The organism is Pseudomonas sp. WS 5532, assembly GCF_012985445.1.
Lineage (GTDB): Bacteria > Pseudomonadota > Gammaproteobacteria > Pseudomonadales > Pseudomonadaceae > Aquipseudomonas > Aquipseudomonas edaphica.
Window position 1 is genome coordinate 243,130 of record NZ_JAAQWK010000005.1, and the last position, 23,536, is coordinate 266,665.

The following is a 23,536-nucleotide window of genomic DNA, read 5'->3' on the forward strand; positions in this document are numbered from 1 at the left end:
CTTATGCGGCAGAAGCTCGGTAATCTTCACTCTGTTGGGCAGCTTTTAAAAAATGAAGCAGTTCGTCGTTTGTTTTTTGTAGAGTTTTCATGGGCTGAAAATAGGCTAGCACTTACTACTTTTTTGATGGATTATTTTTTAATGGAAATTGTATGAGCTTCATTAAAATTTTCACCTTTTTTCACGGAAGACCTTCATGGATCGTATAGACATCAAAATCTTGAGCGTGGTGCAAGATTTGGGGCGCATTTCCATTACCGAATTGTCAAAGCACGTGGGCCTTTCCATTCCTGCCACAACTGACCGTCTGCGAAAGCTCGAGGATGGGGGAATCATTTCTGGCTATTGTGCTCAGGTTGATCCAGCGAAGCTGGGGTTTGGCATATCAGCCGTTGTCGGCATGACGACCTTCAAACCATCAAAATCCAAGTTGATCGCGACGCTCAACGACATCCCAGAGGTCGTTGAATGCCTGCACGTTACGGGTAATGACTCTTACCTTATTAGAATCTATGCCAAGTCGATGGCAGACATTGAGAACGTTATCGCGAAGATTAATAATTATGGCGAAACGCGCACCAGCATCGTTTTATCGGTACCAATCGAGAGAAGGATACTGGTCCTCGTCGACAGATAGAAGCTGGTTACAAAGGGGGGACCCTCCTGCATGCCAAGATGAGTGCCAGGCCAGTGCCGCCAGATCCTTAGTCGGGTGCGATGTTTATGTGGTGGCAGGAGAATGACTGGCCGTCAGCCATGTGCAGTCCATACCTCGAGCTCTGCCCCGCGGGTCAACGGCCGCCGATAGCCTGCTTGTTTTGAACCAAGGTGCGCCGAGGATTGAAGGTTCTTAAGGCCGAGTTGCTGCGTAGCAAATCGGCCTTTTGATTTTTACTACTGCGGGGAAGGTGATGTGGCGGTTGTGGGGTGCAGTACGGACAACACCCGCTCGATCAATAACTCACCCAGCACGATCAATTGTTGGCTACCCAATAGCTTCTGACGGTTTTCACCTTCGAGCTCGAAGGCCAGATCGGTGGTGATAGCGTTAAGCGAGGCCAGAGTTTCGCTGGCTTGAATCAGGAGGGTTTCGGTGTCGATATCTTGAGCGACCGTGAAAAGGTTCGCTGGGGGATTTGGGGTGATTTTTTTCATGGCGCAAACTCCTTGATTGGTGGAGTCGCCAGGCATCGCTGCTAAACGAAGAGGGTGGCGACTGTACGCGGGTTAGCAGACCAGGAATCAAGGAACCCAGCGCACCCGAAAGTGCCCCACGCACAGCCGCCATAACGCAGTCCAGCTGATGCTGAACGGATGGTGGCGTTGCAGGCCTTGATATTAACCGAGCTGCTAAACCCGGTCGCTGATTTTGCAGCGACAGGAGGAGGTTAGCCGTGTAGGGGGAGTGGGAACAGTTCACCAACGGCGCGACATCTTGAAGGAAAAATCCGAAGGCCCGCCGGCTGGGCTTTCCAGCCTCCAGAAACAACAAAACCCGCACTAGGCGGGTTTTGTCGATGCTTCGAATTGGTGGGCCGGGGTAATTTGAATTCGCTTAGTAACAAATTGATTAATTGAGGTAATTCCTGATTTTATTTTAAGCTGGAATACCGATTGGAATACTGCGGAACGTATTCATGGCCTGCCTAACCAGCTCGGCCACCCACTGTCGGGCGACCCTGTTCCAGGAAAAACCACTGAGCTAAAGCACTACGGCGTAACAGGCGTTTCTAGTCTGTCCAGCATCAGCAGAACAATTAGTGGAAGCAGCGTGCCGAGTTGGCACAGTCATGCAGTTTATCGCGGTTGACGCTTCGAAGAGCTAAGCGTTAGTACTTCATCAGCCCCGGCTGCAGTTCCTGGAGATTGCTCACCACCAGTTGCTGGGCCTCAGGCAGTATTGCCATGTTGCGGTGGTCGATCTGATAGCGCTGCAGCACAAACGTCACCAGTGCCCGGCGGCTGGAGACCACCAGTTGTCCCTACGTCATGCCGAGGTCTGTTTCGATAATTGCCTTCTGCGCCGCGTTCAACGGCCAGTCAGGCTCGAAGATGATCGGTACCTCGATATTCCAGTCTTCGTCCTGCTCGCGGGTGTTTGGCGATGCGTCGAGCAAGTCTGGCTGCCCACGCAGGCGGCTGAGGACAAAGTCGCGGTACTGGCCGTTCTTTTCGCAATATGCTCGCACGTGCCAGCGCATGCCGGTGTAGGCCAGCGTGTGCGGGGCAATCAGGCGCACCTCGACGTTGGGGGTGTTGAAGGATACGTATTCGGTTTCCAGACGCAGGCCTTGAGCAAGGGGCGCAGCACCTCGGGCCGAATGGGTCGATCAGGCACTTCCAGCACCCTGGTATGCGCATAAGCCAGTGCCAGCCCGTGGATGTGCAGGGCATATCAACATTATGGCTATATGCCATTTATGGTCGAGCGTTTACCATAGCCTTGGCTACCCCGCATGTTCAGGGCTTCAGTTGATTGCGTTTATTGGCAAACAAAATCCTGCCTGACATTACTTCATTACAAGGACGCGCAATGAACGCCACTGAAGATCTCAACCGCCTCTATGCCGATGTCTCGGACAGTATTGGCAGCGCCATGGAAGACATAATCGCGCTTAACGTCGAGCACAAAGATGGCAAGCGTGAAATCGGTAACATCACCGAAAAACTGCGTGACATTCGGGGGCGGTTCGACAGCGAACTGGAACAGTTGAAAACCCACGCTGAGTGGGACACGTTCACCCTGGCGTTTTTCGGTGAGACCAACGCTGGCAAGAGCACGATCATCGAATCACTGCGTATCCTGTTCAAGGAAGAATCCCGAGAGGCACTGCTGCAACAGCATGCCGATGACCTGGAGCAGTTCTCGCAAGCCCTTACCGCTCGCCTCGAGCATGTGCGCGAAGGCTTGCACGCCTTGTACAGCGAGTACACGGGGGAAGTGGTCAGCATTCGCCAAAGCACAGCCCAGCTGGCGCAAATCGTTCAGCGCGAAGCCCAGGAGCGAAATGCGATTGTTCAAGCTGAAGCCGATGCTAGAGTGCGGCTTGCCCAGCAAGAAACTCAGGCACGGCAAGAGTTGCAGCAGCAGGAAGCCGCGCATCGCCAACAAGTAATTGAGGCAGAAGCGGAGGCCAAGCGCACCCTCGCCGAACAGGAGTCCAGCGCTCGCCTGGCACTGGAGCAACAGGAAACCTCACAGCGTCTGGACATTGCGCGAGCGCACGCGATATCGAGCCTCAAGGCCCGGCTGTCGATGTTCGCCATCGGTGGAGTGCTGATCGGCGCTGGTGCTGCGGTGGCGGTACTGAAGTTGGCAGGAGCCTGAAATGTCCCAGCACGAACTTGATGAGTTGTTCGATGAGGCCGTCTCGACCCCTTCGCCTGTCTCCCCCGATGACACGCCAGTTCTCCAACGCATTGAGACGCGCTCTCCTGCACTGGATGGCCTGCTCAATCAGCAGTTCAAAGGGCTGCACGACGATCTGTTGGCTTATGAACATAAGAAGGCCCAGGCACATCGTGTAGACGGCTCGATCATCGGCACGGGTGAAGCCGATTTCACCAAGGGCAATACGCTCTACCCCCTGAACTACAAGGGCAAACGCTTTCAGTTGATCGACGTGCCTGGTATTGAGGGTGACGAGGCCAAGTATGCGCATATGGTCCGCGAGGCCGTTGCCAAGGCGCATCTCGTTTTCTATGTAAACGGCACCAATAAAAAGCCTGAGAAAGCCACCGCAGAGAAAATTCGTTCTTATCTACGTTTAGGTACTCAGGTGTGCCCTTTGGTCAACGTGCGTGGCAATGCCGACGCCTACGAGTTCGAGGAAGACCGCGAGTCACTAACTGCGCACGGCGACTCCACCGCCGCCTTGCAACAGACCGAGGACGTACTGCGCTCGGTACTGGGTAGCAAAGTTTTACAGACAGGCCACTACGTGCAGGGCCTGCTGGCATTTTCGTCGTTGGCGAGCGATGCGCAAACTGGGCGTACCACAATCGACCCCGCCCGTAGCCAGGACCTGGTGATTCAGCAGCGCAATTATAAGAAGCACTTCGCCTCGTCGAAAGAGATGTATGAATTCAGCCAGATCAAGTCCGTCGCCAAGGTGCTGCATACTAAGCTCGCGACGTTCCGAGAGGATATGATCGAAAGCAACAAGACCAAGGTGTACGAATTGCTGGTTGAAAACATTTCGACCTTGCAAGCGTTGCACGCAACCCATGAAGCCTTCGTTGCCAGGACTGAGCCGGAATTCGAGAAGTGCCGCGAAGCGATCAAGGCGGCTTGGGAGCGATTCGAGCGGCTGGTCGTTGCGGGAAGGCGGAATCTTTGGGATAGCCTTTTCAACGACCTCAAGGAAGATGCCGACGATATCGTCGAAAAGAACTTCGGTGAAAACGACGTTATTTCCAGCCAGATCAATCGTGCTTTCAAGCGTGGGCAGAATGAGCTCAAGGATAAACTCCAGGAGCAGTTCGAAGCCTACCTAAATGATTTGGGGCAGGACATGCACCAAGCCATCCAGCGTCTGATGGAGGACGTTGCACGGGTAGAGTTCGAGCAGCTTCTCTATGACGCCGAATCCCTGAATATCAACTACAAAACACCTGACTTGGACCTTGGCTTCGAACTGGGTGACTACGGGTGGATGGCCTTCAACATAGGCTCCTACGCATTGGCTGGGGCAGGCATCGGCACCGCGTTTCCGGTGATCGGCAACCTGATCGGCGCCGTTGCTGGCGCTTTGGTGGGCATCTTTGTGAGTGTGCTGAGCATCTTTACCAGCAAGGAAAAACGCATTCGCAAAGCACAGGGGCAAGTTCAGGAGAAGATCGATGACGCATGCACCGAAGCCCGTAACGCCTTGAAGGAAGAACGCAAAACGCTGTTTACCCCTGTTCGCAAGCACATTAACGAAACCGTATTGCCCCGCGTGCAGCAGCTTGAGGAGTCGCTCAAGCGCCCTCTGGACGTTATCGAACAGCAGATCGCGCTGATGACCCTTATTAAAGAGCAGTTGGAGAACATACCGTATGGAACAATTCAATCAGTTCAACGTTGAGAAGCAGGCAGCGCTCAAGGGGCTGGAGCAACTGCGTGCGGTGCTCGATGAGTTGGGGGAGATGGGCGCCGACGTCGGTAGCGAGTTGCACAAGATCGACTCGGCAGTACAAGCCGTCGAGTCCGATGTGCTCCGCATCGCCTTGCTGGGTGCCTTCTCCGACGGCAAGACAAGCGTTATTGCCGCTTGGCTGGGTAAGATCATGGCCGACATGAACATCAACATGGACGAGTCCTCTGATCGCTTGGCAATTTATTCTCCAGAGGGGCTGCCGGAGAAGTGCGAAATCGTCGACACCCCCGGCCTGTTCGGCGACAAGGAAAAAAGTGTCGACGGCGAGCAGGTCATGTATGAAGACCTGACCAAACGCTACATCTCCGAGGCGCACCTGATTCTGTATGTCGTGGACGCTACCAACCCACTCAAGGAAAGCCACAACGACATCGTCAAGTGGGTGCTGCGGGACTTGAACAAGCTGTCCTCGACCATTTTCGTGATCAACAAGATGGACGAAGTGACTGACCTCACCGAGCAAGTACTGTTCGATGCTCAGGCCACGATCAAGAAGGACAACCTCAAAGGCAAACTGCAGCGTGCAGCCAACCTGAGCCCGGATGAACTGGCCAAGGTAAATATCGTCTGCCTGGCCTCCAATCCGAATGGACGCGGCCTGCCGTTCTGGTTTGGCAAGCCAGAGCACTATGAAAGCCGCTCGCGCATCAACGACCTCAAAGCCATGACCACGCAAGTGTTGCGGCACAATGTGCCTGCGGTGCTGATTGCGAAGACGGGCATGGATGTAGTGCGAGATGTCGTCGGCCAGCATGTGGTGCGCGCCGAAGAACAGTTGGAGCGGCTCAAGGCTTTTGCCGAGCAGAATGCCGAAGAATCGGCACGTATTACCCAAGACATTGAGTCGGGTCGTCGTGAAGTCAAACGCGTGGCCGGTGAGCTGTTCGAAGAACTTCAGAACCTTGAGAAAGGCATGCTGGGCAAGTTACGTCCGCTTGGCTTGGAAAACATTCGTGAATTCCTCGAAGACGAGCTGGGTTACACCGAGGATGGTGTAGGTTTCAAGTTGAACCTGAAAATCAAGGGCGCAATTGACCGCTCCTTCGACCAGTCTTCCAAAGTAACCAGCCGCATCTCTCAGGATATTGGCCGCCAACTCAACTCCAGCGAGAGCTTCCTCAATGCCATGGGTGACAGTGCATTGAAGTCGATGGGCGGGGCTGCCAAGGGCATTGCTAACTTGAGCCCCGACATCATCAAGGGGGCGGTGTTTGCAGCCCGCGATGCGCTCAGCGCAGTGACTGGCGTGGCGATCAAATTCAAGCCTTGGCAAGCGACCAAAATCGCCGGCGCTATTTCAAAGTGGGCAGGCCCTGCAGGCGCTGCAATCACACTTACCTCGGACCTGCTCAACGCCTATAAAGCGCATGAACTGGAACAGGAGTTGAAGAACGCCAAGGAGTCGATTGCCGAGATGATCAAAAGCGCCTTCAAGGATATCTACGACATCATTGCTGACGACGAAAAGCTGTTGGACTTCTTCGCACCGCAGCTTAAGGCGTTTGAGAAGATTGTCGAGACGGTGGAAGAGCGCTCGCGCTTCATCAGTGCCAATCAAGCCAAGCTGCAAACCGTGAAGGCCAAGCTGAATGCTCTGACATCATCGCCCGCGCAGCTTGAGGCAACTGCATGAGGAGGCTCGGCAAGGAGTAGTGCCAGTCAGTTGAGCCAAATTGGGCTGCCCTGCAGACCTTCGCGGGTAAACCTGCCCCTACAAGATTGCGCAGTACCTGTAGGAGCAGGTTTGCCCGCGAAGGGCCGCAAAGCGGCCTAACGGTATCTGGCGCACATCTTCACTTCCTGAACCCCCGCTCACTCCCCAATGAATCCGCGCAAAAAATACTATGGCCACTGCCGGCACCAACGCCGAGTAGCCAGGTTACCGTTCTCGTAGGGGCGTGTGAATTATTCGCACCTTGTTGGGTATCGACGGGTGAGCGATAACCTTTAGTGGCGAAATGATGTTAGGTTATTTTGTTGGGGAGAATGGATCGTTAATGCGGTGGCAGTGGGCTGGTTTGATGAGGTGGTGGGCTCGTATATGATCGAGTTCGGATATTGCTAGGACCATGCGGGCTCAAGGCGAAGCGTCATCGAACTTTTTCAAGATCTCGGTTGCGCCTGTTTGACGCTCAAAAAACTGGAGTACGCCTGTGAGTGATGCGCAAGGAAAGCTGTTCAAAGTTTGGTTGACCGATACCGGAAAATCACCGAATACCGCCAGTAGCTACCGTTCTGGCCTCAATACCATCAGCAACCACTTGGGGCGCCAAGTGCTTCTGATCACCGATGTGGATGAGCTGACCACTCTCTACCGGCAATATGGCCCAGGCGGTGAATTTGCGCAGATTGGTGCGAGCAACAGCAACAACGTGCAGAACGGGTTAAAGCAGTGGCTTGAATACCAGCGACAGATCGCGAGAGGTGCGATTGAGGGCTATGCGGATCAGCGTGTGATTCAGCTTCTGGACAAAGGTACCTCTGAGGAACAGGCGTGGGTCTGGATGCTGCTCAAGTACTTCCGTGAACACTACCCTCAGGCCGATCACTGGACAGTGAATATTACCCCCGCGGATATTCGAATTGGTGTGCGTGAGCAAAACAGTTTGAAAGGGAAGCCCGCATTCACCCTTTACTGGTACGGAGGTGAAATTTGCTGCTCAGTTCGCGGGGTCGCAGATCATCGGGCGCTGATGGACGCGCAAGAAGAAGGCTGGGAAATCAGCGCGCAACGCTGTCCCACTCACGCCGATGTAGAGGCTTGGATGAGCACCGTTGAGAAGGTACTTGAGAACCGGCAGTTACCATTGAAGGGGAGTGGGTTGGTACCTAGTGACTATGGCCAGGCTGAGCCAGAAGGTCCGGAGGCCGTTATCGACTTGTCGGCAACCAAGCCCCCGCTGAATCAAATATTGTTCGGCCCGCCCGGTACCGGCAAAACGTACGCCACCATCAACCAGGCATTGGCAATTCTCGCGCCTGAGTTCCTGGCGCAGAACACCGGCAATTCTCCTGAAACTCGCCAGCGGTTGAAAGCCGAGTTCGACCGCTTGGCTTCTGCGGGGCGCGTGCGCTTCGTGACCTTCCATCAGAGCTTCAGCTATGAAGACTTCGTCGAGGGCATCCGCGCGGATTCAGACAGTGAAACGGGGCAGTTGCGTTACCCCTTAGAGGCGGGTGTATTCAAGCGCATCTGCGATGACGCCAAGACGCAGCCTGTTGCAGACTTAGGGGTTCGCCCCAACGCCGCCATCTGGAAAATCTCCATCGACGGCTCTGGCATGTCACCCAGCAAAAACTATTGCCTGACGCACGGTGAGGCCCGCATCGGATGGGGCGATAGCGGGGACTTAAGCGAAGCTTATAAAACCAATGACTATTACCAGGGCCTAGGCTCTGGTGATAAAGGCACACTCAACTACTTTGCTGAGCAAATGGCAGTGGGGGACGTTCTGTTGTGTATCCAGTCGGCCGAAAAGGTCGGCGCCATTGGAGTAGTGACCAGCGAGTATCGCTATGAAGCCACGGTGCCCGATGGGGTGAAACCTGACTATCAGCATGTGCGCTCAGTGCGTTGGGTTTATCGGGACATCAACCTGTCCATTCTGCCCATCAACGATGGCTGTCAGTTCACGTTGAAAACCGTCTATGCGATGAATCGCTTCACCTGGGCAGACCTGCTGACTTACTTGCAGCACGAAGGTGTCAAAGCCGTCGAACCCTCAGTATCCAATTCGCCAGCGGACACGCCTTATGTGCTCATCATCGACGAGATCAACCGGGGCAACGTGTCGCGTATCTTCGGCGAGCTGATCACCCTGATCGAGCCTTCCAAGCGCGATGGTGCGGATGAAGCGCTCAGCTTGCAACTACCCTATTCGAAAAAGCCGTTTACCGTGCCTCAGAATGTGCACCTCATCGGCACCATGAATACCGCAGACCGTTCGCTGGCAGGGCTCGACATTGCGTTGCGCCGGCGCTTTGTATTCAGAGAAATGTTGCCAGAGCCACACTTACTGGAAAGTACTACGGTCGAGGGGGTGAACATTGGTCAATTGTTGAGGGTGATGAACCAACGTATCGAAGTGCTGCTCGATCGCGAGCACTGCCTGGGGCACGCCTACTTTATGCCGTTGCTGAACGGCGGCACGCTGGCGCAGTTGGAGCTGATTTTCCGCAACCAGGTACTGCCGCTGTTGCAGGAATACTTCTTCGAAGATTGGCAACGCATCCAATGGGTATTGAACGACCACCGTAAACCCGAAACCGATTGTTTCGTGCTGCGCGAAACTCAGAACTTGCTCGCGCTATTTGGCGACAAAGTACCTGCGCAAGACCAGGTGTGGCGTATCAACCCGCTGGCTTTCAGTCGGCCGACGGCCTATGCCGGGGTGATCAGTGCCCATGCCAGCACTCAGGATGCCACTACCCCGGAGGAGCAAACGGCGTGAGCACGAACGTTATCGTCCGGGAGTACGCCAGGCTTACCAGGGCGCCGGTGCCGCCGGGCAACCTGGATTGTGCGCATATCTCGGAAACGGCGTTCGACTGGCTGTGTGACCTCAGCGCAAGCTTCAACCGCGCTGGAGCGACCCTGCTGCAGGTCGAGGGCCGGCAGTCGCTTAAATGGGACAGCTATGTGGGCGTTATCGAAACTCCCTGCGGCACACGGCTTGAAATATTGCCCAAGCATTTCGAACAAGGTGACTGCGTGCTTAAGAGCCGCACGCTGTTACGAAAGTTGATTCAAACGGCGCTTTTTTTAAAGCCGCGGCAGGCATCAGTTACGGCGCTGGAGTTGTTCGATGCACCGCTCACTGAATGGGTGATGGGGCAGTATTTGAATGAGCTGGATGCCTTGGTGAAGCGCGGTATTCGCTTCGACTACACGCGCGTAGAGGAGGAGCGACCTTTTTTGCGTGGCCAGCTCAATGTAGTGGCGCAGCTCCGCCAGCCCCCGGGCCGGCAGCACCAGTTTCAAGTGCGGCATGACGTCTATCTGCCGGACCGTGCGGAAAACCGGTTGTTGAAACTCGCGCTGGAACAGGTCGCCAAGGTAACCCAACTGCCTGCCAACTGGCGTCTCGCCAACGAGCTGCGCGCCTTGTTAGCAGAGATACCTGCCAGCCGGCACGTCGCACAGGATTTCCGCCTGTGGAGCCGTGATCGTCTGATGGCACATTACGGCGCCATCAGGCCCTGGTGCGAGCTGGTCTTGAACCAGCAGATGCCGGTTGCGGTGCAGGGCGTTTGGCAAGGGGTAAGTATGCTATTCCCTATGGAGCGGTTGTTTGAGAACTATGTGCAGCAGTCGCTTGGCAAGCAGTTGAGGCGGGGTGCCACGCTGACAGCGCAGACGGCGCAAGCGGACCTCTGCCGCCATGGCGGCAGAGGAGTGTTCCGGCTGAAGCCGGACTTGCTCATAGATACTGCCGAGCAGCGCTGGGTGCTAGACACTAAGTGGAAACGCATTGACAAACGCAACGCTGAGCAGAACTACAACCTGAGCCAGAGTGATTTTTACCAGCTGTTTGCGTATGGCCATAAATACCGTAACGGCGGACGTGTGCCGAGACTGGTGCTGATTTACCCACACTGGGCTGGGTTGCAGCGGGCGTTGCCAGTGTTTGATTACGGGGACGGGCTGCAGTTGTGGGCGCTGCCGTTCGATTTGGAAGGGGAGTGTTTGCTGGATGCTGAGGTAGCTGGTGTGCCGTTGGAGGGAGAAACGCTCGGCCCGGTCAGGGCATAGCGTTGCTTGCTGCGGTTGTGGCGTGTGGAATTGCATCCACATTGACCTGCTTTTTGTCAGCATTTCGCTCATCGAACTGCTGGCTGCTCCGTTGGTGCATATTCCAGACAATGAGGAGTGCCGAATAGACCGGTAACGGCGTTGATTTCATGCTTGGAAAAACATGCAGTGTGAGCGAGCGCCAGATGTCTTCGGCATATGCCGGGGTGACGGAGTCCTTCTTCAATTCGAACCACGCGGTGGCTACGTTCTCGAACGTATGTTCCGTTTGCGCTCGTTTGGCTTCCTGCAGCTCATTGCGCTGAGCTTTTGGGTCGATGCCCTGTGCAAGCAGCTCTCTGGCCTCAATGGTTTTATTCCTCGCTTGCGCAAGAGAAACCTCGGGATAAGAGCCGAGTGCCATGTTGATTCGATTCTTGGTGACGGGATGCCGGTAGTTGAAATTCCACTGCATCGAGCGATTGACCCTGACTCGCAGCTGGAGCCCGTCGCCATCGGTGAGGACGTAATCTTTGTCTTTCGGTTTGACCGCCTTGAGCTGACGGTCGGAGAGGCGAGTGGTTTGAGCGCAAATGAGAAGTATTCCATGACACCTTTTGGTATTCCCAAGATTAGAGCCGGGTAGCCGGGAATACCATTGGGAATACCAAACTGCCTGGAACTCAAAAAGCCTGGAAAGCCTCCCGTGGTCCTGAAACCTCCGTATTTACTGGATTGCAGGCACAAAAAAAGACGTCCGTGGAGACCTGGGTAATCTGAATCGGTCCGTTATGCTATTGATTATTCTAAAAAATATTAGAGCTGTATTTTGATTGGAATACCAATTGGAATACTTCAGATGGCAATGCCATGACCCGCCGCTCGTAATCGAATTGACAATCTTGCTCGGCAGCCATGGTTTACGATTATTATTTGTTAACTGCCTACCCGTTGATAGAGGTCCACAGATTTCTATCGAGGACGAAATAAATTTGTAGGTGGCGACCGTTATCCCGGAAGCGCAATTTCAAGTTTCGGTCTTTCCGCATCTTGTGCTTTTGCCTTGGCCGCTAAGATACGGTCTTTCATTATTCGCGCGACCGCTTCGAAAACAGGCACTGCTACGGAGTTGCCGAATTGACGGTAAGCTTGGGTGTCAGAGACAGGAATCACGAAGCTGCTCTCGCCCGGTTTGTCAAACCCCATCAAGCGGGCACATTCATGAGGAGTAAGGCGGCGCGGCCTATTCATATGATTAAGTTCGCCATGAAATTCAAGTTTTTCCGAGAATCCGCGATCAACAAGAATTTCTGAGCCATCCTTGTGGTAGCGGGCGGACAGCGTACGCGCCACACTGTTGGGGCCAGTCAGGCCGAACCCGAAGCCGTTACCCTTCTCCTTGTGTTTCTGAGCGTACTTATAGAGATACTCCCACAGCTTGGGCGTGAGGATGTACTTGCTGTCGACGTCCTCGTCTAGAAGATCGCCGAACGAAGGCCGTTGTGCTGGCTGGTGCTTGACTATGTCTTTGAGAGTGAAGCCCTCATGGACATTTAAATCGCGTCTGAAGCCTACCAGTACGATCCGCTCGCGGTGCTGAGGCAGAAATTTCATGGCATCAATCACCTTCGGATCGGCACCCTTAGGTGCGTTTACATCAGCCACTTCGTAGCCGAGCTCGTCCAGCGTCTCGCAGATGATCCGGAATGTGTTGCCCTTGTCGTGACTCTTAAGATTTTTTACGTTTTCGAGCAAAAACGCTGCTGGCCGCTTGGCCGCTATGATTCTGGCAACATCGAAGAAGAGCGTGCCTTGAGTTTCGCATTCGAACCCATGCTTGCGACCTAACGAATTCTTTTTCGAAACGCCTGCCAAGGAGAAAGGCTGGCAAGGAAAACCTGCCAGCAACACATCATGATCTGGTATTTCAATATCAATATTGCGATATGCCTCGTCCTCGCTGACGTCAGGCCGATCGGATAGTGTCACGGACCTGATATCCAAGTTGAAGCGATGGCGAGCTGGGTCGCAATAATGGTTGGCTTTGTAGGTCCGAACTGCGTACTTGTTCCATTCGGAGGTGAACAGGCACTCGCCGCCGATCGCCTCGAAGCCCTTTCGAATACCGCCGATCCCGGCAAACAAATCGATGAAAGTGAATGTGCGCTTGCCTTCGACCTTTCGAGGTAGCAGCTCACTGAGGCGCGCGTGCTCGACGTAGGAGAGTTTCGGAGATGCCTTACCCTTGTGCCAGCGGTTGATCGTCTCGCGACACCAGTGCCCAGGACTGGCTTCGTTGAGGGTCTCAGCCAAAAAGCCTTGGTCGTAGATGTCGAGCAGCTTCTTTAACAACGCTAGGTCGTTGTCGGCATGATTAGCGGGACGATTCGCCAATAAGCTCGGTGCATCTCCATAAGCGTTTTGTTCATTGTCAACGAAATTCATATGAGCTCTTCTGGGTCAAATCTGTGACGAAATATCACTATAATATCCCTATGGCAGCTAATGTGAAGCGTTTTCTAAATTAGCTTGCAGGAGCAAAAAACGACTTGAAATTATCGTTTGGCTGTGTGCATGTACAGTGCTTTGCGGTGGCAGATTTTGTTTGCCGTTCTGGTACATGATCCAAGCTATTACCGAATCCAGCTCAACTGCTAGCTTGTCGGCATGTTTCTTGAACCTCGCAAAGCGAGAGTTACCGAACAGAGATCTTTCATGGTTACGGTTCAGATATGGACACTGTAGACACTGCAACTCGTTCTAGGATGATGTCCGCCATTCGCGGCAAGGACACTGTGCCAGAAATGGTAGTCAGGCGCTTTTTGCACGGTCGAGGTTACCGTTATCGCATCCATCGTAAGGACCTAGCCGGCAAGCCAGACATCGTGATCCCACGTCTGAAGGTCTGCATCTTTGTCCATGGCTGCTTCTGGCACCGTCACCCGGGCTGCCCTTACTCAACGGTCCCGAAGACGAGGCCAGAGTTTTGGGAGGAAAAATTCCAGAAAAATGTCGCAAGGGACCTCGCCAACATCAATAGCCTCGAGGCTGCCGGCTGGAATGTTCTGATTATCTGGGAGTGTCAATTGAAGAAGGAACCGGACACATTGGACCGGCTGGAGCGGAAACTTAGCCTGCTATCGTCCGATCAGGCACCCTCCTAAAAAAATGGTTGCGACATCGGACTAGGCTTGCTGGAACGGATGTTCATTAAAAGCCGATTGAGCGAGTTGTCCTGCAGCGTCAGAGTACAATTATACTGGCCCGAATTTTCGCTTGGTGCAGAAACTCGCCGGACTAGACGGTAGAAGCCCATGATAAAAGGATTTCGATGTGAACGATTTGATCAACGAGCCCGATGCTCCACGTTTGATTTTTGGTCTTAGGGATACTGGCTACAACGTTAGGACTGCGGCTGCGGACATCATCGACAATTCGATTGCCGCGAAGGCGGGGCAGATCAATGTCGAGATCACTCTCCGTGAAGACGGCCGAAAGTTTGTCTATTTCGGCGACAACGGCGAAGGTATGGATGCGCAGGGCATCCATCGGGCCATGCGCTACGGGGCTCCCGAACGCGAGAATCCTGAGAGCCTCGGCAAGTTCGGGCTTGGTCTGAAGACGGCGTCAAGCTCCGTATGTCTCAAATACACTCTGATTTCCCGCAAGAGTCCGGACCAGGAACTCGCAAAGCTTGCTTGGGATCTCGAGTATGTTGCCAAGCAGAAAAAGTGGGAAATGCTCAGGGAGCCAGTTACCTCAGACGAACAGGAGATGTTTGAAGAACTCTGCGGTGACAAGGGAACGCTCTTGATCTGGGAGAAATGTGACAGGATCCTGACGAAGGATTATGAGCCTGGCTCGGCTAAGGAACAGGCTGCGATCAAGCGGCTGGCAGAAAGCCTTGTCAAACATCTTTCGCTCGTTTACCACCGGTTCGTCGACTCGGCTGACGATAGGGAGCGCAACGTATCCATTTTCGTTAATCAAATCCCTGTCGATCCTTGGAATCCCTTCTATCCCTCCCGCTCAGAACAGGTCCTTGCCGAGACAAAGCAGAAGCTCCTAGTGGAAATGCCCGACGGCTCGGAAGAGATCGCGAATATTCGGGCGTGGATCCTGCCCCATCGCAGCGACATGACCAAAGATGAGGAAAAAGCCCATGCGCGGATCTCCAACCGCGCTCAGGGTTTCTACGTCTATCGAGAGGGGCGCTTGATTCAAGATGGCAGCTGGATGGACGTCTTCGGAGCTCCTGAACCGCATACTTCGCTGCTGCGGATCGAGTTCGACTTCGGCCACGAGCTTGATGATGCGTTCCGGATCGACGTAAAGAAATCCCGGATTCTTTTCCACCCCGACCTAGAGGATGGTCTGCGTGATCTACTGCAGCCAATCTACCGGGAAGCTGGGAAGCGTGCTCGAAGGCAAACTCGTGAGCAGACAAATGTTCGTCAGATCGACCACACCAGTGCGAACAAGAACATTGCGGATACAGGCAGTGCCAGTAAGGCTCAGGTGACATCCGTCGATCCTGCTGCCCAGTCGGCAGTCATCTCCAATAACATGGGTTCGAAGATCAAGCTCAAGCTTACTGTCCAAAGCAATGTGAGCGCGGACACGGTATATGTCGATGCGGTCGAAGACATCAATACTGGTGAGCTATGGCAGCCTGCCCTGCGTAGCGCAGGCGATAGCGGCCACATGCCGGCGGTACTGCTGAACAAACATCATGATTTCTACCAGAAGATATATAAGCGTGCCGCTGCCAACGGTTACGCGGTAGAGGGTATGGACCTACTTCTATGGGCATTTGCCGCAGCAGAGCAAAACAATACGAACGAAGAGCTGGAACCGATCTTCGAGGACATCCGTAGCGAGATATCGAACAACCTGCGCAAGCTCCTACGCAATGTTCCTGATCCTGACCCTGCTGACTTGATGATTGAGGATGAAGACGCAGAATGATCGTAGGGAAGAAGGATCTGATTTTAAAGGAGCTAGAAGAGGGAACCGGGGCTGCGATCGCTGCCGCAGTCGACGTCAGCGGACTGCGATCGGGCCTGCGTATATGGTTCGGCGATCTTGACCAGAAGCACGGACCGGTTGCCGAGCTTAAGCCTTACGGCTTGAAAGGGCACAGCGTCGGTCTGTCGTTTGGTAGCTTCTCAGGAGAGATAATCGGACAAATCCGAAGGGCAGCTTCGGAGGATGTGCAGTTGGCGCGTGCTCTTGTCGCCTCGATCCGGTCAGATATTGCGGTGGAAATCGCTGGCCAAAACCTCGCCGACTGGGCTGTTACGTCTGGCTCTTTCCGGATGACTGCACTAATCCGGAATCAGGACCATCCACACGATGACGTTGCGATCATCGCCATCTGTCGCGACGTGATAGTACCGATGATGGCCGCAATGGCCGAGCTCATCGGATATGACGTTATTGAGGAGGAGGTCAATGATGAAATTCCCGCATTTGAAGGCGCTATTCTTCAGTCAGTCGTGAAGCGAAGGGAGCGAAACCCGCGCAACAGGCTCTTGTGTATCCGCATTCACGGAGAACGTTGTATCGTTTGCGGACTCGAGCCCCGACGGGTCTACGGGGAGGCGGGGGCGATAATTGAAGTACACCATCTTGAGCCGCTTGCATCGCTTATCGAACCTCGCCCTTATGATCCACGTACCGATCTAGTTCCACTTTGTCCATCCTGTCATCGAGCGCTTCATACGAAGCGCCCAATTCCTTGGGATATTGAGGATTTAAAGCGGTTGAGGAGTGGCTGCAATGACTGAGCCTGCCGAGTTCCCAGAGAGTTATGAGTCGCTGCGACAGAACATACCCGAAGGCTTGATGCTTTCGGAGCGATTGATCGACCCAGTAATGATCATCGGCCGGGCTGGGGACTGGATTGTTGCGCGACTTGGTGGGGTCCGCTTGCTGAGAGGAAATCGCTATGTGCATCTCGCGCCCAGCAATCGCCATGCATGGGTCATAGACGGTACGACGATTCGGCCTCTGCCGCGAGATGCAGTCATCCTTTTCGAAAAAATGCTGAATGGCTGTTCTCCCGATAGGCTTACCTATAGCCAAGCAATCAGCCTTATCCGCGGCGTGGATGCAAGTATGCAGGTCGAGGTCGAAGAGGGGGTTCTTCAGGCTGGTAGAGTCGCTGCTGAGGACCTAGATGACGAAATGACTATTCAGGGGCTGACAGCTACCCTTTTTCCGTACCAATCGCGCGGCGTCAGTTGGATGTGGAACACCATTAGACATACCGGCGGATTGATCCTGGCCGACGAAATGGGGCTAGGGAAAACACTACAGATCATTGCGTTGTTGCTGATGGAACCGCCGAAAACCGATGCTCCTGCCTTGATAGTTTGCCCGACCAGCTTGATTGCCAACTGGGTGCGTGAATTTGAGCGCTTCGCGGCCGGGATGACAGTGATGGTTCATCGGGGTGCCAATAGAGCTGGAATTTACCGAGAGCTCCAACGGACAAGTGTGGTCATTACGACCTACGACACGATGGTTAATGACATTTCAATCTTTTCATCGTTTGAATGGTCATGGGTAATCTGCGATGAGGCACAAGCCATCAAGAACCCGGACTCGAATCGTAGAAGTGCAGTCGTATCGATCCCGCGCCGGCGAACCATTCCTATGACTGGCACTCCGGTTGAAAACAGTCTATTGGATCTGTGGTCACTCGCAGATTTTGCGATACCAGGTTTGTTGGGTTCGAGACGGGAATTTGAAGCAGCCTACTCGGACAGCCTCGAATCGGCACAAGCGATTGGGCACTTTACGGATCCGATCATTCTCAAACGCAGAGTGGTTGACGTGGCAGGTGACCTTCCCGCGCGAATTAATATCGATATTCCGTTAGAGCTGGATGATTTGCTCGCCGACCATTATTCCATGGTACGTGCGGCTACCTTGGCTAAGTACCCTGTGGCGGGAGCTTTGGTTGCAACGCTCCAACTGCAATTAGTTTGTGCGCATCCTTGGCTGCGGAAAGATGAAGAAAGTGACGACGAGGGCGAAGAGGCGAGCGTGCTCCGCTCAACTGGGTGTCCTCTCATGACTCCCAAAATGGAGCGTGTTGTGAGCCTGCTTCGTGAGGCATTCTGTAATGGACGAAAGGTCATTGTGTTTGCGCTCTTCAATCGGGTCGGGGGACTCTTGATGGAGGCGGTCCAGAGCCTCCCCAACACATATTGGGGAGCGATTAATGGTTCGACTCCTCAGCAAGACCGTCAGGCGATAATTGACGATTTTTCAAATCATGACGGGCCGGGATGTTTGGTATTGAACCCTAAAGCCGCAGGTGCCGGGTTGAATATCACCGCAGCCACAGTTGTAATCCATTTCACTCCGGTGTGGAACCCTGCATTGGAGGCCCAGGCAAGTGCGAGGGCCCACCGTCGTGGTCAGACACACCCAGTAACCATCTATCGTCTTTTCTACAAGGGTACAGTAGAGGAAGTGATGATTGACAGATCACTTTGGAAAAGTGAATTGGCAAATGAAAGTGTCCCTGTTTCGTCCAGAGATGCGGCCGACTTGAAGCGAGCCCTAGAAATAACTCCAGGAAGAATATGACTCATAGAACCTTTAGCAAGACACTTAGCGCAAATGACGTTGGCTCGACCGGAGGGCATCAGGGTGGCATTCTCATTCCGAAATCGGAAGGAGAGCTGCTAACTTTTCTGCCTCCGTTGGATGCGACTGTCAAGAATCCCGATGCATGGATCGATTGTGAAGACGAAATGGGGACTCTGCGAAAGTTTCGATTCGTTTACTACAATAATAAGTTACATGATGTCGGCGGAACCCGGAATGAGTATCGCATTACCTACATGACTAAATACTTTCGTGAAATTGGGGCTAAAGAAGGCGAGGAGCTGGAAATATCCAAGGGTGTGGCTTCGAGCACTTACAAAATTCGTGTGGTGCGTACAAATGTCCCCCAACAAGACGAACAAGAAGCTGACGTCGTTAGAATAAAAATCAAATCAGGCTGGAGGCGAGTCCATTAATGAAATAGCTGTTTTATTTAAGAGGCAGTAAAAGCGTATGTCAACTGAGTGGTCGAAGAATGGAGGTTGACGCTGACGATATTGGGCGAGGTGATTGTGTCTATCGTTTTGTATCAGTGATCTTCTGGCAAGGTTGCATATTTCTATCAAGCTATCATTGATGGCCTTCACTTTTCGAAAAAACGTATTTGGGGTGGGCGCTTTCCCTCTCCCCGCGTTCGTCTTGAGTTAGGGCTAACTCGTAGGTCTCAAATGGGTAGGTCTCGGTTTTCCCGAGCCGATCTCGAAAGGCCCGGCAGAAACTACGTCGAGTACATGACCTTGATTGCCCTAATTTGCGCCACTTATCTGGCCAACTCAAGCTGTGAGCATCGCTACGCGCATTGGCGAGCATTTTGAATAGTGATCTATTCCGCGCTCGCGGAGTATTTTTGTTCTATCTATATGAAAAATATAAGATTTTAATTGAATGCTATACCAAGTTTAATCCTTCGAATTGTGTTTTTATACTGCGGTCTCCGGCTTCATTGCGATCCAATTGTCGGCCTGTCCTAGGCATGAAAAATTTTTTGTTACGCATCCGCAGTCAGTCGGCAGCGATTTTCCAGCACTCGCTCTTGAAATGCTGTCGATTTGGCATCATATGGTAGGGGCAGAGTCTCTAGGCGGTTGCTATGGTGAGCCTCGATGATTACCCCCCAATATTTGAATTTCAGAAGGATTGGAATGCGATGTCGAATCGACCTATTGTGCTGAACCCCGCTTGTATCAAGACCCTTTCTGCGGTGGAGGCCCGCCCAGAGCGTTCAAACCAGCATGAGTTTAATGGCGTGGCTGCGCTCAAGGACGTGCTAGGAACCAATCGGTCAGAGTTGAATGTCCACTTCTCTGTGAGGGGGGAAAACATCGGCGCTCAAGCTAATGTTACCTGGTACGATGCTCGTGAGGACCACCCTACTCGCTCCGAGCATCGTCTCTACTTCCAAAAAAATGAAGTAATGGATCAAGCGCAAGAAGGTGACAACGTCATCATCGGCTACGATGGGCAGCGCACTCTTCACTGTATTCTCATTCGCACTGGCAGTAGCGAGCACCGTCCTGGGATCGGCCAGTGGGAAACATATTAAGAGTGAGTTTATGGCTGTGAGGGAGGGGTAGTAACGCACATGCTTGTGTCGAGTATTTGCATCCGAGCAGCCTCGGCTTCAGATTAAGTGCCGCACTGGAGGATCTGCTTGGCGGCTCCTCCAAGGCTCAAATATGATTAGCACTTCGTTCCTTGGCTGCATGTGCTGCCAGTTGCTCAAGTGCATACTGGACTGCATACGGAGCTGGTCGATAGGTAGCTGACTCTTGATCGCTCAAGTAGTAACGCATAACTCGATCAGTGATACCTAGTGCGGTCGCTGCTGCTTCTTGGGTGACGCGCGCGATCTCCAGAAGTTCACGTAGATAGACTGGTGAAGGATTGTGTAAGGAAGCGTCCGGTCTTTGAGGGTGCTTATCTTCATTTCGGTATTCGGGATGCACGCTAAGGCTCCTCAATAAGGTATTCCTCTTTATCAGTAGGTTTCAGCGAGCTTTACTTCTGTTCTCTTCAATGGCTGCTGCGTTCTAGGTAGTTGCAAAGTAATACTCGTCATCCGCGTGCGGATCGAACTCAGGTCGAGCGATGCGACCTTGATCCAATAAGTATTGGATTATGTCGCGCACTTCCAGCCAGCCATCGGATTCGATGATATTAAGATCTTCTATGGCTTTGCTAATTTCTCTCCAACCAGTATTTTTTGGCTTGATGACGGTCAGTAATGTATTCAGAACCAGATGCTGGCGCTCGTCTTGATTCATTTCAGTCAAGGGTTCCACCTCGTCGGTTGATTTCATTACGCTCGCACTTGCATCGACGCGGTAGTCACGAATGAATTCGTAAGCCTCTTCGCGGCTCATATCACCCTTGATAATCTCCACGCGATCACGCATCGGCTTGTCGTAGTGAACAACAGTCACATCATATTTGCCGCCGCCGACTTGGACAGAAATATTCACCCCCGTACGTTCACGAGCCTCTAAGACGATGTTCTGTTCTACTCGCATTTGAACTTCGGCATCAGTAACGACATCCCACTCTGGCCGTTCAAAAATGTCTGGGTACACACGATGTTTGGTCGTGAAGTAGCGCTTGGACATCTCGATGCAACTTTCACGATTGCAATTTGGCGTTTTAATCACATAGAGGAACGGTGTTTCCAGGTTCTTTTCGCGCCAGTTGTTGCATTTACGGAAGCTGGAAAACTTGACTGTTTGAAATAGCTCTCCGTTATAGAAAATCTCGAAATCCAGAAGTGTTGCAGCAGGCTTGACTGTTTTTTTGACGCTCATATCGTCCTGCTCCGTCGTTGTGTGTACCACTGCGTTACCTTAATTTCATTTTAGGAACAATGTTCCTGATTGGCAAGGGTGTGCGTGCGTGGCATTCCGATATGTAAGAGCGTCGTCCCGCTCAATGCGTTAATCAACAGGTCGTCGGGTACTATCCTGTCGCCTGCGTTGAGGGCTGTCCTATGATCTAAAACCCCACGGGGCTCTGCGGAGTCTCAGGCTCCCCGAATAGTGCCCAACGCATTTCTTTTTCCGTCGACTCTTCAGCAAAATCATTTTTTCGAAAGGATGTCATGTATGTCGTTTCCCGATCCTGTCAGGGTGATGGGGTTTAGGAGAAGACGCTGCATTCTATCGGGCCCGCAAAAGCCGCTAGATAACAACAACCGCTAGTTGTGCCGGACGCTTTCATCTGAATGCTGCACTTATTGACACTCATGCTTGTGTTGTCGTGGCTTCACATTTACGCTTTGCTCCGTCGCGGTCAATCCCGCGACCGGGTGTCGCAACCTGAATCGAAACCAAGGCGCGGTATGTGCCATATCGCACAGTCAGCACTTCAAGTGCTAGCTGCTGCTTTTCTATGGCGCACCGTGCAGGGCAGGCTTCGGCCTGGCCGGGTTCCTTGGTTTCCGGTTTGCGACCCCTGTACGGTGTGCCACCCATTCGTGTCGCAACGGTGGATGGCATTCCTTAATCAAACCAAGGAGATAAGGAAAATGGCATGTCCCCCTTTTAAGCTCGTGCGCCACCCCCGCCTAAATGGTTCAGGCAGCAAACTATCTCGGAGGATTCCGTGATGTTTGATCTTTCGTTTCTCATCGGACTCCCCAAACCCAACAGCATCGATACTTCAGTGCTTACCCCTGAAGATGCTGCGATTAAACTGCGGCAGGCTGCCACTCTCCGGCTTAACGGAGCCCAGAGTATTCTGCTTCATTTTCCGCAAGACGTTGAGCTGGCAGTAGAGCTGTTGGATGACGCGGCGGTGTTGTACGACAGGGCGTTCCGGAATCTGACTGGCATCCCAGCTCAAAGCGTCCATCAACAGATCCATGAATATGTCTCTGTCCCGTCAGTTGAAGGGGCTCCCGCGATCCAAACTCCGTGGGGCGATGAGTTCGCTCCGGTAATCAAGGAGGGCGTTCGTTGCGCAGAGACTTGGCTTGAGGGCTCATCATTACCGTTATGGTGGGCGCTGTCTCAGAACCGAAAGCGTCATCGTCCAGGTGATCCACAAGAGGCATTTGAAGCAGGTTTTTTGCTGCGGTTGCAGCAGACGCTGATCATGCGACGTGAGGCCGTCACTTCCCAATCAACCCGTTTCGATGCCTGAGTTTGTAATTGACGTTTGAGATTTTCTTTTCCCGCCAAACCCTCCGATCAAGCGATCTTTGATCGCGCCGATCGGAGGGTTCACTCGCTTTTTCTCGAAGCCGCCGCGTTCCACCCTCCATGCTCAAATTTAATTCACACCACGCCTACTATCACCATCAGTATTTCCCCCCGATTTCCATCGAGCGCAACGTTATTCAGTGTGTGTCCGAATCTTTTCGTTGGGCATGGATGTACGTGTGGCGACAGCGGCGACAGCGGCGACAACCCACGTATAATGTGGTCTGGGGCATTGCGACAGAAGTGGCGACAGTCGCCACTTTCTCAGCGCATTGGCTGTGACGCTTGACCACCTTTTCGAGTGGGTATAAAAATTGGTGCACGGATCGCTGTCGTTGACAGCACCTGCCCAGGTAGCCAGAACCTTTAAGGCTACGCCCCTCGCGTGGTGGTTCTCCAAAAGTGCGATTAGCATCCGGCGGCTCGCACGGTCACTCCCCAAGAGTGATGGATGCCTACTCCACTTATCTGTCCACTGCGACAGACGATGGACCTTCCTCGCTGCACTGCAGCAACCTCATCTCTCGGCACACTTCGCTGCGCCAGATCGCGCCCGTCTCTTTCTCCTGGAAAGAGACGGGCGCTCGTACCACTGCTGCAAGCCACGTCACAAAAGGCATTGCCGCATCTCTCCTCGTGACAATCGGCCTGACAAATCCGATTCGTCGCAATCCGCAACGACACAGGCGCCGGTGCCGCAGCCTATGGAAAGACTGCACCTGACTGACAGTCAGGCATGCCCCAGGTGTCGATGTTGTTGCCTTCTCCCGCTCAGGATCTCCAGGTGCCGAACTCGTCAGCCGGCACAGCCTCCACCCGCCCGCATCTTCGAATGCGTCTAAGGAGGCCAG

General features: G+C 53.3%; 18 protein-coding genes and 2 pseudogenes. 14 read left to right on the forward strand and 6 right to left on the reverse strand.

Translation table 11 applies throughout. The annotated features are described in order from the left end of the window. The first annotated feature begins 3 nt into the window (after positions 1-3). Together HBO23_RS11685 and HBO23_RS11690 are read left to right on the forward strand one after the other, a co-directional pair. Positions 4-156 (forward strand): hypothetical protein, encoded by a 153-nt coding sequence (locus HBO23_RS11685; RefSeq protein ID WP_170038119.1) that lies wholly within the window; start codon positions 4-6, stop codon positions 154-156. A gap of 40 nt (positions 157-196) precedes the next feature. Next, positions 197-637, forward strand: a complete 441-nt coding sequence (locus tag HBO23_RS11690) for an Lrp/AsnC family transcriptional regulator (protein WP_170038121.1) — start codon at positions 197-199, stop codon at positions 635-637. A gap of 257 nt (positions 638-894) precedes the next feature. Here HBO23_RS11690 and HBO23_RS11695 read toward each other — a convergent pair whose 3' ends face one another. Together HBO23_RS11695 and HBO23_RS11700 are read right to left on the reverse strand one after the other, a co-directional pair. Further along, positions 895-1,155 carry a DUF6124 family protein gene (locus HBO23_RS11695; RefSeq protein WP_170038123.1) on the reverse strand — a complete coding sequence of 87 codons (261 nt, stop codon included), beginning with the start codon at positions 1,153-1,155 and terminating at the stop codon, positions 895-897. 674 nt (positions 1,156-1,829) lie between these two features. After that, positions 1,830-2,392: pseudogene (locus tag HBO23_RS11700) on the reverse strand (WYL domain-containing protein); the annotation flags it as partial. A gap of 141 nt (positions 2,393-2,533) precedes the next feature. Between HBO23_RS11700 and HBO23_RS11705 the strand changes: the two are divergent. The 5 genes from HBO23_RS11705 to HBO23_RS11725 all read left to right on the forward strand — a co-directional run bounded on the left by HBO23_RS11705 (position 2,534) and on the right by HBO23_RS11725 (position 10,893). Continuing rightward, positions 2,534-3,328: a hypothetical protein gene (locus HBO23_RS11705; protein ID WP_170038125.1), complete on the forward strand. Its 795-nt coding sequence runs from the start codon at positions 2,534-2,536 to the stop codon at positions 3,326-3,328. Position 3,329: 1 nt separating this feature from the next. Then, positions 3,330-5,069: a hypothetical protein gene (locus HBO23_RS11710; RefSeq protein ID WP_170038127.1), complete on the forward strand. Its 1,740-nt coding sequence runs from the start codon at positions 3,330-3,332 to the stop codon at positions 5,067-5,069. Next, positions 5,041-6,774 carry a LeoA/HP0731 family dynamin-like GTPase gene (locus HBO23_RS11715; RefSeq protein ID WP_170038129.1) on the forward strand — a complete coding sequence of 578 codons (1,734 nt, stop codon included), beginning with the start codon at positions 5,041-5,043 and terminating at the stop codon, positions 6,772-6,774. The genes HBO23_RS11710 and HBO23_RS11715 overlap by 29 nt, the downstream gene beginning before the upstream one ends. A 520-nt stretch (positions 6,775-7,294) precedes the next feature. Next, entirely contained in the window at positions 7,295-9,592 is a 2,298-nt protein-coding gene (locus tag HBO23_RS11720; RefSeq protein WP_346343057.1) for an AAA family ATPase, read from the forward strand. Further along, entirely contained in the window at positions 9,589-10,893 is a 1,305-nt protein-coding gene (locus tag HBO23_RS11725) for an McrC family protein (RefSeq protein ID WP_170038131.1), read from the forward strand. Before HBO23_RS11720 ends, HBO23_RS11725 begins: the two co-directional genes overlap by 4 nt. 133 nt (positions 10,894-11,026) lie before the next feature. Here the strand turns inward: HBO23_RS11725 and HBO23_RS11730 are convergent. After that, positions 11,027-11,467 (reverse strand): annotated as a pseudogene (locus HBO23_RS11730) (integrase arm-type DNA-binding domain-containing protein); the annotation flags it as partial. Positions 11,468-11,880: 413 nt separating this feature from the next. Next, a complete protein-coding gene (dcm, locus tag HBO23_RS11735) occupies positions 11,881-13,317 on the reverse strand; it encodes a DNA (cytosine-5-)-methyltransferase (RefSeq protein ID WP_170038133.1) in 1,437 nt (478 codons plus the stop codon). A gap of 287 nt (positions 13,318-13,604) precedes the next feature. Between dcm and HBO23_RS11740 the strand changes: the two genes are divergently transcribed. From HBO23_RS11740 to HBO23_RS11765, 6 genes are all read left to right on the forward strand, one after another. Continuing rightward, on the forward strand, positions 13,605-14,036 hold the full coding sequence (locus HBO23_RS11740) for a very short patch repair endonuclease (RefSeq protein WP_170038135.1): 432 nt from the start codon (positions 13,605-13,607) through the stop codon (positions 14,034-14,036). Between the two features lie 169 nt (positions 14,037-14,205). Next, positions 14,206-15,840 (forward strand): ATP-binding protein, encoded by a 1,635-nt coding sequence (locus HBO23_RS11745; RefSeq protein WP_170038137.1) that lies wholly within the window; start codon positions 14,206-14,208, stop codon positions 15,838-15,840. Further along, positions 15,837-16,661: an HNH endonuclease gene (locus HBO23_RS11750; protein ID WP_170038149.1), complete on the forward strand. Its 825-nt coding sequence runs from the start codon at positions 15,837-15,839 to the stop codon at positions 16,659-16,661. The genes HBO23_RS11745 and HBO23_RS11750 overlap by 4 nt, the downstream gene beginning before the upstream one ends. After that, a complete protein-coding gene (locus HBO23_RS11755; protein ID WP_170038151.1) occupies positions 16,654-18,474 on the forward strand; it encodes a DEAD/DEAH box helicase in 1,821 nt (606 codons plus the stop codon). Before HBO23_RS11750 ends, HBO23_RS11755 begins: the two co-directional genes overlap by 8 nt. Further along, a complete protein-coding gene (locus HBO23_RS11760; protein ID WP_078739171.1) occupies positions 18,471-18,911 on the forward strand; it encodes an EcoRII N-terminal effector-binding domain-containing protein in 441 nt (146 codons plus the stop codon). The genes HBO23_RS11755 and HBO23_RS11760 overlap by 4 nt, the downstream gene beginning before the upstream one ends. 674 nt (positions 18,912-19,585) lie before the next feature. After that, positions 19,586-20,038 (forward strand): hypothetical protein, encoded by a 453-nt coding sequence (locus HBO23_RS11765; protein ID WP_222938108.1) that lies wholly within the window; start codon positions 19,586-19,588, stop codon positions 20,036-20,038. A gap of 127 nt (positions 20,039-20,165) precedes the next feature. Here HBO23_RS11765 and HBO23_RS33845 read toward each other — a convergent pair whose 3' ends face one another. Beyond that, positions 20,166-20,441, reverse strand: coding sequence for a hypothetical protein (locus HBO23_RS33845; RefSeq protein ID WP_078739170.1), 276 nt, complete (start codon positions 20,439-20,441; stop codon positions 20,166-20,168). A gap of 84 nt (positions 20,442-20,525) precedes the next feature. Then, positions 20,526-21,290 carry a hypothetical protein gene (locus tag HBO23_RS11775; protein ID WP_170038153.1) on the reverse strand — a complete coding sequence of 255 codons (765 nt, stop codon included), beginning with the start codon at positions 21,288-21,290 and terminating at the stop codon, positions 20,526-20,528. Between the two features lie 799 nt (positions 21,291-22,089). On the opposite strand from HBO23_RS11775, the gene HBO23_RS11780 reads away from it, so the two are divergent. After that, entirely contained in the window at positions 22,090-22,626 is a 537-nt protein-coding gene (locus HBO23_RS11780; RefSeq protein ID WP_170038155.1) for a LasR-specific antiactivator QslA, read from the forward strand. The last annotated feature ends 910 nt before the right edge of the window (positions 22,627-23,536 follow it).